The following is a 16,354-nucleotide window of genomic DNA, read 5'->3' on the forward strand; positions in this document are numbered from 1 at the left end:
GTCATNGGNGCCTCGTTGTTAACGTCGAGTGTCTCCTTGTAATGAACGATGTAAGCATTCTTGAAAGAAATCTCCTTCATCTTAGCATCCTCNTCGCTCTTCTTNTAAACNATNTTACCCTCAACAGGNTTNAACTGGCTGTTAAGCATAGCCTCGATNGTAGAAGTGTCATCAGTAGACTCNATNGTTACACTGATACGACCGCCAGAGATGCTTGATGCAGGCTGACCNTTCTTGTCAGTTGTACGGCTGAACTCGTAGTTAGAGTAGAGTACGTCATACTCCTTACCACCTAATTCCAAAGTTGCTCTAAATGAACTCATAATTGANAANTTTTNANTTNTTNGAAAAAAAATGATAAACGAGGCACCCTTATCATCTCCTTNACCAGAAAACAAAAAAGAGAAAACCTCAACAACTTCTTGAAGTCCCCTCTGTACGGCTGTTAAACAGTCTTGCTCTTGAAAAGAAGAGGATGATTCACAATCTGTTGCTTTTAATAATGACAAAATTAGAAATATATTTTCATTACAACAAATATAAAAACAATATATAACAGATATTTAAGTTTTAATACAAGCAACGATTAAATTGAGTTGTAAATCGAGATTGTATCTATAACAGTGCTCAGTATAAAGCTTTATCATAAAGTAATATTTTACTCTAACAACATATTCCCTTGTCAAGAGTAAGACTAATGTATAATTTCTATAAGTTTATCGATTAAGAAACTCAATGGAAATGGAGAAGTAATTCTTTAGGAAAAGACATCTATAAGAACATAAAAAGTACTTAACACCATTGGTGCTTACCCTTAGCACGACATGTGTTGAGGATAAGCACTTAGACTAAAGATAGCGAGAAAGGGATATAATGGCGTTATAATGAATATATTATGACGCAAATGCCTATTCCATATAAGAGATGTTTATCAGACAGCATCAATACAGCAATCGTTATTTTGGTATCACACAATTAATAAAAAAGTGGTATCACTATGGATACACGGAATAAGTAAAGTACATTATATATCGGTAAATAAAAGTAACTATCAGTGAGAAAACGCAAGATTAATGAAACAAATTTCTATCATTAACAATATTACCCCCTTAGCTCCTGGTGATATAATACACTGATAATCAAAATAATAAGAGGAATATCCTTACGAATATTCCTCTTATAACACTCAGTGATTCCGTTGGGGTTCGAACCCAAGACCCACAGCTTAGAAGGCTGTTGCTCTAATCCAACTGAGCTACGGAACCATCATGCGGGTGCAAAGGTACAGATTTAATTCGATTCTACCAAATTCCATTCCCCCAAATTTCGTGACAATAAACTTATCTGGTAAATTTATTTATACTTCTGCAAGAAAGTATCAGCTTGTGTATTTCCAAGTTCCTTAGCCTTTTGAATATTCTTAAGACCTTCTTCCTTCTGTTTACTTTCACATTGTGCAATACCAAGAATAAGATGGGCATCAGGCTGAGAGGCGTCAAGTTGAATTGCCTGTTGAGCAGCACTGATAGCAGCATCAACTTTGTTTAGACGTAACAAAAGGCTACCTGCTTCTGTTGGGTATAAGGCTTCCTTAGGATCAAGTTGTGATGCAATGAGAATATCCTGCAAAGCTTGCTGCCACATACGTCCTTTCACCTCGCACTGTTCACGCATATAATAGAAAGCAGCACCAAGACGTCCTTGGTTAAAATATTCATATGTATAATAATCCTGTACAGCCTTTCTATATTCTCCCATCTTCTCTAATTGCTGACCACGTGTATAGAAATATGGTGCAGAAGTAGAAACATATGGTGTGTCGCAAAGTTCGATACTCTTATTAAGTAAATCGAGAATCTCCTGATCATTAGCTCCCAAATGCTGACGACTCTGTGCCATCTCTAAGTAAAGTTCTGGATTATTGAACTTAGTCTTTGTCAATGCTTCAAACTCAGTATAAGCTTTTGCATAATCGCCTTTCGCATAGATAATCTGTGCCTGAAGGTGACGATAAGCATCGTATGCCTTAGTAGTTTCAGCTTTTTTTATCTCATCCAAAGCCTTATCCAATGTCCATCCCACAGACTTTGTCTTTTCAGCAAATTCTTGAATAAGCGCATTACGATAAATAAGACGAGCAAAGTTATAATGTGCTTCATCCTTTGCAGAAACCTTACTAATAGCTGTTTGCATTGTTTTATCCGCATCAGCAAAGTCACCTTTTGCAACTTGTATATTCGCTAAAGCATAATAACCATCATTTGCTTGTGGGAATTTTGTAATAAATTCGTTGACAATAGCTTCGTGTATATTAGTAGGTTTCTCAGAAGAGAGCATCAATGCAACAACAGCCTCCTCTACTGTGTTTGGTAAACCTATTCGAATATTGCTCTGTCGAAGAGTGATATCATTCTGTGAAAGTCCCTTAACAACAAAGTCCTTGGCATAGTTTACATCCGTTGAACTCTGTGATTCACCAGCAGAATTGAACAAACCGATAACCTGTCCTTTAACATTAAATACAGGAGCACCATTCAATTTGTCAGTAGCTGAAGACTTCAGAATCGTATAATTATACTTATCCATGAACTTTTCAACACTTGACACATCAGCCTTCTCAGCATTACCACTCTTTGGCATTGGTGTAATCCATGCTTCATCACCTACAGAAACTGTTGTTGCCAAAGGAGCAGCAATAGTCTTACCGCTTACTTGAAACTTGACTATATCATAAATCTCATTGGCACCAAGCAAGCAATCCACCTCGTGTTTCTGTCCTTTAGCATCAATAATAACAGCTTTATCTGCTCCTATAAAGGGCTTCCAAGGACTTACAGCAACACCATCTGTACTAATACATACACCATTAGATGTTGCTAAAATACTGCCATCTGCCTTAAAAGTTGTCAATGTAAAAGCTGCATCTGCAGCCTTCTTAATCGCACCAGGTTGAGCAGAAATGTTAGTAGAAACACCCAATATAAGGGCAATGGTCAAAATTAAAGTTTTCAGTTTCATATTCATTATTTCTTTCATTGTATATTTTTAGTAAGGTATTACTATTTCTTCTTACTTAAATCTAATAGTTCCCGAGCATTCTGTAAAGCTGCATCAGAAACATCGGCACCCGAAAGCATCTGTGCTATCTCATTCACACGCTGCTCTTGAGTCAACTCACGCATGTGACTGCGTGTCCCTTCTGCAGTCTCCTCCTTCTCTACTTTATAGTGTGAAGTACCCAAAGCAGCAATCTGTGGAAGATGTGTGATAGAGATAACTTGACGATTATTATTACCCATTTCTTGCATGATGAGAGCCATCTTCTGAGCAATTTTACCACTAACACCCGTATCAATCTCGTCAAAGATAATTGTTGGTAACTTCACGGCACCACTTACCATAGCCTTTAACGATAACATTACACGAGCAATCTCACCACCAGAAGCTACCTGTGCAACAGGTTCCATAGCCGTACTTGTATTGGCAGAGAAAAGAAATTGAATCTTATCTGCACCATCCATTGTCAAAGGCTTTGGGGACAAATCAACCTTAAACCTAACATTCGGAATACCCAATGGAATAAGTCGGCTACTCATCTGTTCCTCAACAATCTTTGCAGCCTTACGCCTAAGTGCAGTCAACTTTTCTGCTTGCTTTTCACAAGTAGTAAGTTTTGTCTTCACTTCTTGCTCAAGTAATTCCAGTTCTTCATCACTGTTATCAATATTCTTTAGCTGATAAGCAATGTTATCACGTATCACGATGAGTTCTTTCTCTGTGGAAACGTGATACTTCTGTTCAAGTGTATTCAGCAAATCAAGTTGTTGATTTATACTATCTAAGCGAGAAGGATCAAAGTCAATATTCTCAACTTCACTACCAATCTCACCTGCAATATCTTTCAGTTCTATATGTACTGATGACAAACGCTGTACGAGTTCTTGTGCTTTAGGATATACTTTCTCTATATTTCCAAGACTATCCAGACTTTGTCCCAGCTTTCGAAGAACTCCATTGTCATCATCACTCAACAGATTATCAGCCTCATAGAAAGCTGTTTTGATATCTTCTGAATGAGAGAGCGTTTCACTTTCTTGCTCGAGTTCTTCTTGTCTGCCCTCATCTATATTAGCATTGTCTAACTCATTGAATTGAAAACGCATGAATTCTTCATTTTCCTGCGCTTTGGAAATCTGCTCTTTCATATCTGAAAGACGTCTTTCAGATTCTTTATAGTCTTGATAAACTGAACGATAAGCAGCCAGTTCTTTTGTGTCTTGAGCAATAATATCCACAACATTCAACTGGAAATCATCCTTCTGTAACAAGAGATTCTGATGCTGTGAATGAATATCTATAAGTTGTTCACCCAATGCACGCATCATTTGTAACGATACAGGTGTATCATTGATAAAGGCACGAGACTTTCCTGTAGCCGTTAGTTCACGACGAACAATTGTATCTTCTGGCTCAAAATCAATATCTTGTTCCACGAAGAAGGATTCAAATCCATAGTTAGAAAGGTCAAAATGTGCCTCAATCGTACATTTCTTCTCCCCTTGCTTTATCTGTTTGCTATCAGCCCTATTGCCTAACAGCAAACCAATTGCCCCCAAGATAATACTCTTTCCCGCTCCTGTTTCACCAGTAATAACCGAGAAACCAGAATGAAAAGCAATATCCAGTTGATCAATCAACGTATAGTTTTTAATATATAGATGTTTCAGCATATATTTGTCAATTATAATAATTGAAGTTAAGGCAGAGGATAACTGTGTCTTACAAAAAGATTACTATTGTTTTATTTTATCCCATGTAATATTCTGACTGGCATTGATACCAAAGAGGATATCGTAGACCAATTCCTTTTCTTTTTGTGTTCCTTTGCCTTTATATATATTAGCCAACTCGTCTTTCTTATAGTCTGTCCATATTTGTGGTAGCATACTTATCGGACGGTTCTCATGTGCTTTCTTTAATCCATTCTCCAAAGCTGATGTGATATTTGTACGACCACGTTCTGCATTGTTAGCCATTTCATCCAAACCTGTACGGTAATAGTCGTACTGCAATTGACGAAAAGGTTTCATAGCACCATCAAGATAATCGTTGATAATAGCAAAGCGGTTGCGTGAATTATCAAAAGCTTTCCATCCCGTAAAGTTGAGATTCTGTGCATTATTCGTCAAAACCATACAACGCTGTAAGACATCTTCACCACCCATAGGAGAAAAAGAATCCAAATCTAATCCTATGATAAGATAAGCATAATAGGCTATCAGTGCCGTCAGTTGGTTATCTATATTCTCCTCATTAAACTCAATCTGATCGAATTGAGCAAAGGTGAAGTTAAAGTCACCATCTTGATTATTATAGAGTGTGGAACTATAAGCAGCATTATAAACTGGGCGGTTTGCTTGTATCAAAGCAGAACAAGTAAAGAGGTTGCTACCTGGATCATATTTGCTAACAGTAATATTAAAGTTACAGTTTATACGTTCATTTCTTTGAAACTGATAATGAGTCCATTGGCGTGTGTTAATAAACTGTTCCAAAGTCTGTTGTAAATTCTCAAAGACAGAAGCATCTGTACCCTGAATCTGATTATGATTCACGGTTACCTTTGCATTTAGCTCTTGCGCAGATAATTCTCCATTAGAGAATAGAAACAAGCTCGTCAATAATATCACGAGCCACTTCTGTCTTTGGTTTCTTAGCATAACTCTTCTTACCTTCTTTGTTGATAATCGTTATTTGGTTATCATCTGCCTGGAAAGTCGTACCAGGAATTCTCGTTGAGTTCAAAACAATGAAGTCAGCATTTTTCTTTTCCAACTTTCTTTGGGCATTGCTTTCTTCTTCATTCGTCTCCAATGCAAAAGCAACGATGCGTTGTCCTTCTCCTTTCATACTACCGATAGTTGCAGCAATATCCTGTGTTGGCTTCAGCTTTAAGAGTAGTTCATCACCCACTCGCTTAATCTTTTGCTCAGCAATCGTCTCTGGACGGAAGTCTGCAACAGCTGCACACAGTATTGCTGCATTACAATTAGGGAACTCCCCTACTGCAGCTTCATACATCTCCTTACAGCTTTCAACATCGACTCTCTGAATATTTTCTGTACAAGTAAGGCTCACTGGACCAGCAACAAGCACTACCTTTGCACCACGTCGACTGCACTCTTCTGCCAAAGCAAACCCCATTTTACCAGATGAATAGTTTCCTATAAAACGTACTGGGTCAATCTTTTCGTATGTAGGACCAGCTGTTATAAGAATCTTTTTATCTTTTAAATCTTCTATATAAGATGGCGACTCCGATAAAGTAGAGAAGAAATCTGCCAAAGCCTTAACAATATTCTCTGGTTCTTCCATTCTTCCCTTACCCTCCAAACCACTGGCAAGAAAACCGCTACCTGGCTCAATAATATGATTCCCGAAGCTACGTAACGTCTCAATATTCTTCTGCGTTGATGGGTGCTTATACATATCTAAGTCCATTGCAGGCGCAATGAAGACAGGTGCTTTCATTGAAAGATAAGTAGTAATAAGCATATTGTCAGCTACTCCATTTGCCATCTTACCCAGCGTAGCAGCTGTACAAGGAGCAATAACCATTGCATCCGCCCATAGTCCGAGGTCTACATGAGAGTTCCACGTACCATCCTTTTGTGAGAAAAACTCACTTACAACTGGTTTATGTGTTAATGCAGACAGCGTGATAGGAGTAATAAACTCCTTACCAGCAGGCGTAATAACCACCTGCACTTCTGCCCCACTCTTTATCAGCTCACGGATAATAAGACAACTCTTATATGCTGCAATAGAGCCTGTTATGCCTAAAACTATTTTCTTTCCTTTCAGCATTACCTTACTTATTATTAAACTCTCTCAGGCGAATACGTGTCAAGACCTGCTTTGTATTATAAGTAAAATCACTTGCAAGCATCCAACTGTAATAACCTGGATCTTTACGCAGAACCTCTGCTACATCCCAACCTTTATACTTACCAAAGTTGAATACTTCATGACGGCGTGGCTTTCCTGTAGCATCCAACAATTGGTTACCATCCTTATCAGTCATGTCACGCCATATTATACGACCAGCGAAGTCCACAAAGTCATTCATACGAGAAAACTCTGCAAGTTCATCCATGTCGTTATTCAACACACGATCCTCTTCTTCCTGATTGCCGGGAGCATACATATCAAGTTCACCCTGTAGCACACGCCATGTAGCTTCAGTATCCTGATCCGCCTTATGTGCTTCAAAGTCGTCCTCCATCTTCCTACCACAGTAGAACTTATAGGCAGCAGCAAGATTACGACGCTCCATCTTATGATAGATATTCTGTGCATCAATCAGACGACACTTTGAGAAATCAAAGTCAACACCTGCACGCAGAAACTCTTCTGCCAACATTGGCACATCAAAACGATTAGAATTATATCCAGCAAAGTCACAACCAGCAAACTTATCTGATAAATCCTTAGCCTTCTGCTTGAAGGTTGGCGCATCAACCACATCAGCATCAGAAATACCGGTCAATAGCGTCACCTCTGCAGGTATTGGCTTTTCAGGATTAATAAATATATTCTCTCTTTCTTCCTTTCCATCAGGATGAACCTTGATAAAAGAAATCTGGATAATACGGTCGTTTACAAGGTCAAGCCCTGTTGTTTCCAAGTCGAAAACAATCAAAGGCTTTGTCAAATTCAGTTTCATACGTCTGTGTATAACCCTATATATAATCATAAAGGAGAATGGCTATATAGAAGATACACAGCCATCCTCCCGATAAAATCTATCTCACTTGTTTCTTAATCGTTCAACAGCATCGGCATAATCAGCATGAGAATATCCTCATTCTCTGGCTGAGTACCTGGTACGATTACACCAGCACGTGATGGATCAGCCAACTGAATGACAACATCATCACTCTCAAGGTTGTTCAATATGTCAAGCATGCTTGAGCCCTTGAAGCCAATGCTCATAGGGTTGCCACCATACTCACAGGTAACACTCTCCTTTGCACTTGTTGCAAAATCAATATCTTCAGCATTCAACTCTAACAAACCTGCTGACACATGGAAACGAATCAACTGTGAAGAATCACTTGCAAAAGGTAATACACGACGCAAAGCACCAATCAATGACTTACGATCAATCGTAACCTGATTAGGATTATCCTGTGGGATTACACTGTTATAATTAGGATATTTACCTTCAATCAAACGACATGCGAGGTTGCCTTCAGCAAAAGAAATCTCTGCAGAACGCTCATCGAAACGAATGATAACATCGCCACCATCCTTTGAAAGAACATTCTTCAACAATGAAGCTGGCTTCTTAGGAAGGACAAATGATGCAGGAGAATCACTCTTAATAGAGAAGATCTTGTTTCTTACAAGCTTATGACCATCGCTGGCAACAACAGCCAAACCATCCTCTTTCAAATCGAAATAAACACCATTCATCACTGGGCGGAGCTCATCCTGTGCTGTTGCAAAGAGTGAACGTGTCAGACTATCTGATAACTTCTCAGCTTGAAGCGTAATTGTCGTTGCATTATCTGATACAGACTGCGCCTTTGGATACTCATCTGCACCAAGAATCGGGAAGTTATAAGAACCATTCTGATAGGTAACATAAATCTTCATTTCATCCAGATTAACATCCAATGTCAATGGTTGCTCTGGGAGTTCTTTCACAGCATCAAGAATCGTATGATTGTTCACTGCAAAATTACCCTCACCTTCACAACTCTCAAGATTCAATGTTCCGCACATGACATTCTCACTATCTGAAGCAGTAATTGTAAGTTGACCATCATGAACTTCAAACAAGAAGCAATCCAAGATAGGAAGAGAATTCTTACTATTAATTACTCGAGAGAGAGTCAACAACCGGCTGCTCAATGCAGTGCTTGAAAGGTTAAATCTCATTAGTATCTTATTTTAGTTAATATTCTGTTACACTTATTATATATCCAGACGGCTGAAACAAGTCCATTACCATCTTTCAACTTCATCGTACAAAAATACAAAAAAGGGACGTGAAAAACAAAAATTAAGTATAAAAGTTTCGCTTTTTAGAACTATTTTAGTAATTTCGCAAACAAAATAAAGTATTAAAATAACCAAAACAAGTAAGAAAAATGGAATTTCAAGGAAAAGTAATAGAAGTCCTTCCTGCACGTGAAGGAACATCTGCAAAAGGACCATGGAAGTCGCAGGAGTATGTGATTGAGACACACGACCAGCATCCAAAGAAGATGGTTTTCAACATCTTTGGTGCTGATAGAATTGAGCAGTTTGCTATCAAGGCTGGTGAAGAAATCAATGTAAGCTTTGACATTGATGCACACGAGTACAACGGCCGTTGGTTTAACAATATTCGTGCATGGAACATTCAGCGTGTAGACGCTACAGCTGCTATGGCTGGTGCGCCTGTTGCTGCAGCTCCTGTCACTCCTCAGCCAGCTCCTGCTGCACCACAGGCTACTCCATTCCCTCCTGCACAGCCAGAGGAAAGTTCTACAGATGACTTACCATTCTAATAGAATTACACTATTTTCCGATATAGATAAAGGCAGACTCTCTGATTTTGTAGAGTTTGTCTTTTTGTTTTAACAGATATTCTTATTACTAAAAATCTTAGCTTTATACCTTATTATATGGTGATACTATGAGTTGTAAACACAATGTCTATAAAAGCAAAACCTATTATCAAATTTATAGTACCTCAAATCCGCAACTAAGCCTTTCAACATCCTTATTGCATTTACACATCCTCTCATTACTGAATTTGCAGATAATTTGAATTTGAAACACCCACTTCTGCCTACAATATCCCCTTACCCCACAATGTGACTTGAGGCAATACGCAGTATTATTCCCAAAAATCCTGCATACCATCCATCCGTTTCTGTCTTTGAATCACAAGTCGGTATGCTTTACCCTTCCACTTCTCAACAAGGATAGAGTTCAATTCAAACTCAATGCCATTGATTTCCTCTGTTTTCCAGCCTTTGAGAGCAAAGGTGTCATTGTAGATCGAACTGCAGCGGTTAGCACGGATATAGAAGGACTTGTTGTGTTTTTCTATTTCCTCCACGATTTCCTTGGAGCATGCTCCACAATCAGTTCTGAAGCGATTGATAATGAGCCCATTCTGTTCAAATCTCTCAAAGAACCTCTTCTGCGTGTTCTTCTGAAGGAAACGAACATTTGTGTTACCATTGCTATTCTCTATACCGACTATCAAATCGCCAATAACCGACACGCCAGGGCGATAACCAAAGAACTTCTTGTATGTAGGCTTTGCATCATACTTCTCTATCTCTATAATCTGATGGTCGAAATCAACATCATACATCTCACTCCCTTTCAGTTGGCCAGATGCAAATATACAATTGAGCAATAAAGTATTGAGAGTGTCAGCCGTATTGAAATCGTAGGTCTTGCCCATATCTGATGTGTATGAAATGTTTTCTTGCGTCAACTTCTTTATCGCTCTGAGGATAGTATCAGAGCTACAAGTGCGAAGTGTCAGATGAAGCGAGAGGTGGTTCATCAAATGAGTAGTGACATCCTGGGGTACATGATCCGCCACAGAAGTAGATACTCATGAGAGAACGAATGATTTCGCTGTACTGATAACCGAACGATCTACACCTTAGACCGAGGGTTGAGTCGATTACAGATGATAATGTGTGGAGTCAAATTGCTCCATGATTGAAAATAACACCCCAAAAGGAGTGAGTCTCTCAGATTTAATTTGTATCTTTGCCATGTCCATCGTCGGATTCTCTTGTTTTTTTTTGCAACACTAAGATAAGTGAAAACTCTGACATGGCAAAATCCTGAGCAACTTTTTGTTGCTCTGGTACTTAAAAAGTTTAATTTATAATAGTATTGCGGAATTAAGAATGTTCATGTAAAACAAAGTACTTATGATATCTGTCTATTCCATCAAACCGCAGTTTCAACGGGTGTTAATGCCTATTTTAGAGTTGTTGCATCGTGCAAAAGTTACTGCCAACCAAATCACCTTGTGGGCTTGTGTCCTCTCACTTGTCATCGGCATTTTGTTTTGGTTTGCGGGCGATGTGGGTACATGGCTCTACCTTTGCCTGCCTGTGGGACTGCTGATACGTATGGCCCTGAATGCCTTAGACGGCATGATGGCTCGTCGTTACAATCAAATAACCCGAAAGGGAGAGCTGTTAAACGAAGTGGGTGATGTCGTTTCGGACACCATTATTTATTTTCCGCTGTTGAAGTATCATCCCGAAAGTCTTTATTTTATTGTGGCTTTCATTGCCCTCAGCATTATTAATGAATACGCAGGAGTGATGGGAAAGGTGCTGTCGGCAGAACGACGGTATGATGGTCCGATGGGCAAGAGCGACCGTGCTTTCGTTCTCGGCCTCTACGGGGTGGTCTGTTTGTTTGGTATAAACCTTTCAGGATATTCCGTTTACATCTTTGGGGTTATCGATTTGTTGCTTGTACTCAGCACGTGGATTAGGATAAAGAAGACGTTAAAAGTAACCAGGAATTCGCAAACGCCTGAGTAAACCGATGGTATTGATAAGCAGTGGAGTATGAAAAAGAAACCTTATCCAACGGTTGCGGTTTTTTCTGGCGGTGGTACACGTTATGCTTTATATCTCGGCATGTATGCGGCGATGCAACATTATGGTGTAAAGCCCGACCTGCTGATTGCCGCTTGCGGTGGCAGTATCGCTGCCAACATCATCAACTCGTTTGCTACCGACGAGCAGCGAAAGGCCTTTATACAGTCGGAAGAGCTGTATCGCTTTGTGCAAAACACCCGAATGACACGTTTCAAAATGCTGTATAAGATAGGTGTCTATTGCCAGCGCAAGGTGCGAAACACATTCTATGCTCCTTATATAGAAAATATTTTCGATAAATTTATCGTAGACATGCCCACCGACATACGCCCTCTTTTGCCCTCGTTGGCTGTTCGACCAACCCTTCCCACCATCGTAGTAGGTGCCCGATTGTTGTTTGACAGGGCTGACATCGGTAAAGAAAGAAACGGAAGAAAACTTTATCGGAAGGTGCTTTTTACCGATGCCGAGACAGCTAGAAACATCGATTTGCCGGCTGTTAACTGCAATTTTAAAAGCTATGAGGGTAGTGCCATCGACTCGCAAGTTGAGCTGTTTCAAGATGTTCCCTTACCCATTGCCACCCGAATATCTGTTTCGGATATGTTCTACGTTCAGCCCGTGCATTACAAAGGTGCCTATTTTGCGGGCGGAATTATTGATTTGATGCCCATAGAACTGGCCGAACAACTTGGCGAAACAATTATCTTTGAGAAGAAAAAGGGGTTTGGCACCATCGACGAGGCACTTATTAGAGCCGTATTTGGATATAGTGGAAACCGCCGATTGCAAGAAGTGATGACGCATTCGGTGAACTATTGGGTAGACACGGCCGACATGAACCAGGCACTTTCGGGCCATTACATCGAAAAAAAAATCAATCTTCTGAAGCTCCAGGTAGAACTGAAACTGCCCAAAACCTATGCCCAGTTTGTAAAAGATATGAACTTTCAATGGCAATACGGATACGATAGGGTTGCCCAACATTTTAAAAACAAACAGGTATGAACATCTTTATTACGGGCGGAACATCGGGTATCGGCTTGGCCTTGGCGCGGTTTTATGCTGCCAAAGGCCATCGGGTGGGGGTGTGCGGACGAAATACGGCACGAATAGACAAGAGTGATGAGGTTAACAAACTGTTACTTGCATACCAGCTGGATGTGTGTGATAAGGACGCATTAACCGTTGCCGTAGAAGTGTTTTGTGCCGATAAGGGGTTGGACATGATGATTGTTGCTGCTGGATATTACCGTAACGGCGTTACTGAAGAAGTGGATTTTGAGCAGACTTCACAAATGTTGAAGGTTAATATCGCGGGTGCATTGAATGCGATGGAAGTGGCACGAGAAGCAATGAATGCATCCGGCGGACATTTGGTAGTGATTGCTTCGGTGGCAGGATTGTTGCATTATCCGTGCGCAAGCGTATATGCCAAGTGCAAAAGAGCATTGATACAGATAGCCGATGCTTATCGCCGAAGTTTAGCCGACTATCAAATAACGGTTACAACACTTGTTCCGGGCTACATAGACACGCCACGATTGAGAGAGATATACCGTAATGACCTTTCCAAATGTCCGTTCTGCATGCCCTTAAATCGGGCTGTTGAAACAATGACAAAGGCCATAGCGCAGCGCAAAGAACAGGTGGTGTTTCCGCCAAAAATGCGCCTTTCCATCGCTTTTCTTTCGCTTTTACCCACTTGTTTGTTATCGGCTTTTATGCACCGAAAGACATTATGGAGCATTCCCAAATAAACAACAAAACTGTATGGACGTGTAAGTGGCCCTTGCCAAACGGTTTGATGCAGCGTTGCGGTATAGATAACAAATGCTTGCAAGTAAGCAAATACATCGCCCTTGTTATTTGTTGGGGTGTATTCTATGCTGTTTATACTTTTGCTGCAAGCTATGCGGCATCGCTTAAAGAGGTGTCTTCGCTTTGCTTTTCGTTTGAAAAAGCCATACCGTTTGTACCTTTTGCCATCTATTTTTATAGCAGTAGTGTGGTGTTTTTTATATGGGTTTTCTTCCTCTGCAATACTTTTCGGCAGCTGTCGACATTAAGTAAACGCATCGTTTTTATAACCGTTTTATCGGGAATTTGTTTTATTATCTTTCCGTTAAAACAAAGTTTTGTACGTCCAGAAACAGCCCATATCTTGTTTTCTTTCATCAATACGTACGATACACCTTTTAATCAGGTCCCGTCTTTACATATAGGTTATGCCTGCATCTTTTGGAGTGGGGTGCGAAATAGCAGGTTCAGAAACTTACTGAGAATGTGGTTGGTGTTGTTAATGCTGTCTACCCTTTTGGTGTATCAGCACCATTTCATCGATATTACTACCGGTTTGATGGCAGGTTTTCTGACGTTATGGATGTTTCCTTACCGTAAAAAGCGCAACCAACAAATAGCAACGGTTTACTTTTTTGTTGCCGCTGTGGGGTTGACGGCGTTATTGTTTGCCATCGAACATTCGGTTTTAGGAAGTATTTTTTTATTGTGGGGCATACTCGTCTTGCTTTTATTGGGCCGTGCTTATTATCGCTCTAATCGACATTTTCTTAAAGACGACCACGGTTGCATCGGTTTTTTGCGTTATATTTTCTATTTCCCCTATATCGCAGTGTATCGCATATTGTGGTTGTTTTCTCGTCAGGCACCTGTAGAAATTGCACCCAACATCTTCGTTGGAGGCTTGCTTTCATGCCGTTCTGCTCGGAAATTCGCCATGTTGGGAGAGGTTTCGGTGTTCGACCTTTCAGCCGAATTACCCGAAAACGCCTACTTTCGCACATCGGCAGATTACCATTGCTTTCCGCTTTTGGATATTGCCACTATCCCCAAAGCCTGTGAGGAGCGTATTGTAAATACGGTTTTAGAGAAGATGAAAGCCGAAGATGTGCCTCGAAAGCTATATATTCATTGTGCAATGGGCCGTTTTCGGAGTCGCCGAATAGGTGAAACGGTGCAGTTAATGATAAATAAAAATTTAACCAAAGATAAAAATGGAAACAGGAACATTTAAGAGTTTTGACAACGCAGATATTTTTTATAGGGTGTGGAATTACAACCCTTCGCAGAAAACCATTGTGATATTGCATCGCGGGCACGAACATTCGGGACGTTTGCAAGCCTTTGCCGAGAACGAGCAATTTGTGCATTTCAACATCTTTGGCTTTGATATGCGTGGACTGGGGCATACTTCACAATCCGTTTCGCCCCATTTTATGGACTATGTACGCGACTTGGATGCTTTCGTAAAATACCTCTATGAGCAGTATGGAATTGTTGAGAGAGACATCTTTGTGGTGGCTAACAGCATTGCAGGTGTAATTGTTTCGGCGTGGTGTCACGACTTTGCGCCCCGTATTGCTGGTATGGCACTTCTTGCTCCTGCGTTTACCATTAAGTTATATGTGCCTTTTGCAAAGACGGGAATTGCGTTGGCAGCGCGGCTCTTCAAACACCTAACAGTGCCCAGTTATGTAAAATCGAAGGTATTGACACATGATGTGGAACAGCAAAAGGCGTACGACACCGACCCGCTAATTACTAGAGAAATTGATGCGCACTATCTCTTGGATTTGCTGAAAGCAGGAAAGCGTATAGTAGAAGATGCTGCTGCCATAACCATACCGACGCTATTGCTCTCTGCCGGTAAAGATTACGTGGTGAAAGACGATATGCAAAAGCGGTTTTTTGTTGACATCAGTTCCACCCAAAAGCGGTTTGTCAAGCTTAAAGGGTTTTATCACGGGCTATTGTTTGAAACGCAACGTGAGCAGGTTTACAATCCTATTGCTGAGTTTATTAACCGCTGTTTCTCACTCGAACAACCGCCGGCGACCTGTATGCCTGATAAATTTACAGTTGACGAGTATAACAAAATGACTTTGAATATGCTTCCCCGAATTGAACGTTGGGGCTTTCGGATGCAGAAATGGATGCTCCATCACTTGGGATTTCTTAGTAAAGGAATGCGTGTGGGACTAAAATATGGTTTTGATTCGGGTATGTCTCTGGATTATGTTTATCGCAACCAAGCACAGGGATGCGGACCAATTGGGCGATGGATAGACAAAGGCTATCTTAACGCCATTGGTTGGCGAGGAGTAAGAATACGACGAGAGCATCTCATCGCAACCGTAGAAGAGCGTATTGAAACGCTTAAACAGCGCAATGAACCCGTGAAAATACTCGATATTGCCGGTGGGACGGGTAATTATTTGTTCGACATCAAACGCAAGTTTCCGGAAATAGAAGTGGTTATAAACGACTTTTCGGAAGCAAATATTGCTTTCGGCGAGGCACAGATACAACAGCAAGGACTTCAAAATATACGGTTTACTCGTCTTGATTGTTTTAATAAAGACTCATATCGACAGCTGAATTTTGAACCTAATATTGTTATTATTTCTGGTATATTTGAGCTGTTTGGTGATAACGAGCTTGTTTGTAAGGCCATCTCTGGTGCTTTATCCGCACTGCAACCGGGCGGCTTTTTGGTCTATACTGGTCAGCCTTGGCACCCTCAGTTAAAAATGATTGCTTTCGTATTAAACAACCATCAAGAGCGTGATTGGATTATGCGGCGGCGTTCGCAACGCGAACTAGACAGTCTTTTCGCCTTTTATGGCTTAACCAAATATGGCATGAAACTCGATAACTTCGGTATCTTTACCGTTAGTTATGGAACGAAATAA

The 16,354-nt window shown here is 40.4% G+C and carries 13 protein-coding genes, 1 tRNA gene and 2 pseudogenes; 6 read left to right on the forward strand and 10 right to left on the reverse strand.

Annotation, left to right across the window (positions count from 1 at the left end; translation table 11 throughout):
- From tssD to dnaN, 8 genes are all read right to left on the reverse strand, one after another.
- Positions 1-323, reverse strand: a 323-nt coding sequence (tssD, locus tag HMPREF1505_RS05555) for a type VI secretion system tube protein TssD (RefSeq protein WP_036923642.1), incomplete at its 3' end; no start/stop codon positions are given.
- Positions 324-1,190: 867 nt separating this feature from the next.
- Positions 1,191-1,265 (reverse strand) — tRNA-Arg (locus tag HMPREF1505_RS05560).
- An 88-nt stretch (positions 1,266-1,353) separates the two neighbouring features.
- Positions 1,354-3,036, reverse strand: coding sequence for a tetratricopeptide repeat protein (locus HMPREF1505_RS05565; protein WP_036923644.1), 1,683 nt, complete (start codon positions 3,034-3,036; stop codon positions 1,354-1,356).
- A gap of 23 nt (positions 3,037-3,059) precedes the next feature.
- Positions 3,060-4,730: a DNA repair protein RecN gene (gene recN / locus HMPREF1505_RS05570; RefSeq protein ID WP_036923646.1), complete on the reverse strand. Its 1,671-nt coding sequence runs from the start codon at positions 4,728-4,730 to the stop codon at positions 3,060-3,062.
- 63 nt (positions 4,731-4,793) lie between these two features.
- A complete protein-coding gene (locus HMPREF1505_RS05575) occupies positions 4,794-5,720 on the reverse strand; it encodes a DUF4835 family protein (RefSeq protein ID WP_051412331.1) in 927 nt (308 codons plus the stop codon).
- Positions 5,656-6,867, reverse strand: a complete 1,212-nt coding sequence (coaBC, locus tag HMPREF1505_RS05580) for a bifunctional phosphopantothenoylcysteine decarboxylase/phosphopantothenate--cysteine ligase CoaBC (protein ID WP_036923649.1) — start codon at positions 6,865-6,867, stop codon at positions 5,656-5,658. The genes HMPREF1505_RS05575 and coaBC overlap by 65 nt, the downstream gene beginning before the upstream one ends.
- Before the next feature lie 4 nt (positions 6,868-6,871).
- A complete protein-coding gene (locus tag HMPREF1505_RS05585; protein WP_036923650.1) occupies positions 6,872-7,726 on the reverse strand; it encodes a 3'-5' exonuclease in 855 nt (284 codons plus the stop codon).
- Positions 7,727-7,821: 95 nt separating this feature from the next.
- On the reverse strand, positions 7,822-8,946 hold the full coding sequence (dnaN, locus tag HMPREF1505_RS05590; RefSeq protein WP_036923652.1) for a DNA polymerase III subunit beta: 1,125 nt from the start codon (positions 8,944-8,946) through the stop codon (positions 7,822-7,824).
- A 212-nt stretch (positions 8,947-9,158) separates the two neighbouring features.
- Here dnaN and HMPREF1505_RS05595 point away from each other — a divergent pair, with 212 nt between their 5' ends.
- Positions 9,159-9,560 carry a DUF3127 domain-containing protein gene (locus tag HMPREF1505_RS05595; RefSeq protein WP_036923654.1) on the forward strand — a complete coding sequence of 134 codons (402 nt, stop codon included), beginning with the start codon at positions 9,159-9,161 and terminating at the stop codon, positions 9,558-9,560.
- A 126-nt stretch (positions 9,561-9,686) separates the two neighbouring features.
- On the opposite strand, the pseudogene HMPREF1505_RS13440 reads toward HMPREF1505_RS05595, so the two are convergent.
- Positions 9,687-9,902: pseudogene (locus tag HMPREF1505_RS13440) on the reverse strand (hypothetical protein).
- A pseudogene (locus HMPREF1505_RS05600) lies at positions 9,896-10,795 on the reverse strand (IS1380 family transposase); the annotation flags it as partial. The pseudogenes HMPREF1505_RS05600 and HMPREF1505_RS13440, both read right to left, overlap by 7 nt.
- Before the next feature lie 160 nt (positions 10,796-10,955).
- Between HMPREF1505_RS05600 and HMPREF1505_RS05605 the strand changes: the two are divergent.
- From HMPREF1505_RS05605 to HMPREF1505_RS05625, 5 genes are read left to right on the forward strand one after another with little or no spacing between them, the layout of a single operon-like run.
- On the forward strand, positions 10,956-11,582 hold the full coding sequence (locus tag HMPREF1505_RS05605) for a CDP-alcohol phosphatidyltransferase family protein (RefSeq protein WP_036923656.1): 627 nt from the start codon (positions 10,956-10,958) through the stop codon (positions 11,580-11,582).
- A 27-nt stretch (positions 11,583-11,609) separates the two neighbouring features.
- Positions 11,610-12,650 carry a patatin-like phospholipase family protein gene (locus HMPREF1505_RS05610; protein ID WP_036923658.1) on the forward strand — a complete coding sequence of 347 codons (1,041 nt, stop codon included), beginning with the start codon at positions 11,610-11,612 and terminating at the stop codon, positions 12,648-12,650.
- Positions 12,647-13,402 (forward strand): SDR family oxidoreductase, encoded by a 756-nt coding sequence (locus HMPREF1505_RS05615; protein ID WP_036923660.1) that lies wholly within the window; start codon positions 12,647-12,649, stop codon positions 13,400-13,402. Before HMPREF1505_RS05610 ends, HMPREF1505_RS05615 begins: the two co-directional genes overlap by 4 nt.
- Positions 13,384-14,676, forward strand: coding sequence for a phosphatase (locus tag HMPREF1505_RS05620; protein WP_036923662.1), 1,293 nt, complete (start codon positions 13,384-13,386; stop codon positions 14,674-14,676). The genes HMPREF1505_RS05615 and HMPREF1505_RS05620 overlap by 19 nt, the downstream gene beginning before the upstream one ends.
- On the forward strand, positions 14,657-16,354 hold the full coding sequence (locus HMPREF1505_RS05625; RefSeq protein ID WP_009011241.1) for a bifunctional alpha/beta hydrolase/class I SAM-dependent methyltransferase: 1,698 nt from the start codon (positions 14,657-14,659) through the stop codon (positions 16,352-16,354). Before HMPREF1505_RS05620 ends, HMPREF1505_RS05625 begins: the two co-directional genes overlap by 20 nt.

This window comes from Prevotella sp. ICM33 (assembly GCF_000517825.1).
Lineage (GTDB): Bacteria > Bacteroidota > Bacteroidia > Bacteroidales > Bacteroidaceae > Prevotella > Prevotella melaninogenica.

Excerpts from the sequence above, each read along its gene's own strand:
- dnaN (WP_036923652.1), bottom strand. The coding sequence starts at position 8,946 with ATGAGATTTAACCTTTCAAGCACTGCATTGAGCAGCCGGTTGTTGACT.
- HMPREF1505_RS05610 (WP_036923658.1), top strand. The coding sequence starts at position 11,610 with ATGAAAAAGAAACCTTATCCAACGGTTGCGGTTTTTTCTGGCGGTGGT.
- HMPREF1505_RS05595 (WP_036923654.1), top strand. The coding sequence starts at position 9,159 with ATGGAATTTCAAGGAAAAGTAATAGAAGTCCTTCCTGCACGTGAAGGA.
- HMPREF1505_RS05615 (WP_036923660.1), top strand. The coding sequence starts at position 12,647 with ATGAACATCTTTATTACGGGCGGAACATCGGGTATCGGCTTGGCCTTG.
- HMPREF1505_RS05620 (WP_036923662.1), top strand. The coding sequence starts at position 13,384 with ATGGAGCATTCCCAAATAAACAACAAAACTGTATGGACGTGTAAGTGG.
- HMPREF1505_RS05575 (WP_051412331.1), bottom strand. The coding sequence starts at position 5,720 with ATGCTAAGAAACCAAAGACAGAAGTGGCTCGTGATATTATTGACGAGC.
- HMPREF1505_RS05585 (WP_036923650.1), bottom strand. The coding sequence starts at position 7,726 with ATGAAACTGAATTTGACAAAGCCTTTGATTGTTTTCGACTTGGAAACA.
- HMPREF1505_RS05605 (WP_036923656.1), top strand. The coding sequence starts at position 10,956 with ATGATATCTGTCTATTCCATCAAACCGCAGTTTCAACGGGTGTTAATG.
- coaBC (WP_036923649.1), bottom strand. The coding sequence starts at position 6,867 with ATGCTGAAAGGAAAGAAAATAGTTTTAGGCATAACAGGCTCTATTGCA.
- HMPREF1505_RS05625 (WP_009011241.1), top strand. The coding sequence starts at position 14,657 with ATGGAAACAGGAACATTTAAGAGTTTTGACAACGCAGATATTTTTTAT.
- HMPREF1505_RS05565 (WP_036923644.1), bottom strand. The coding sequence starts at position 3,036 with ATGAAAGAAATAATGAATATGAAACTGAAAACTTTAATTTTGACCATT.
- recN (WP_036923646.1), bottom strand. The coding sequence starts at position 4,730 with ATGCTGAAACATCTATATATTAAAAACTATACGTTGATTGATCAACTG.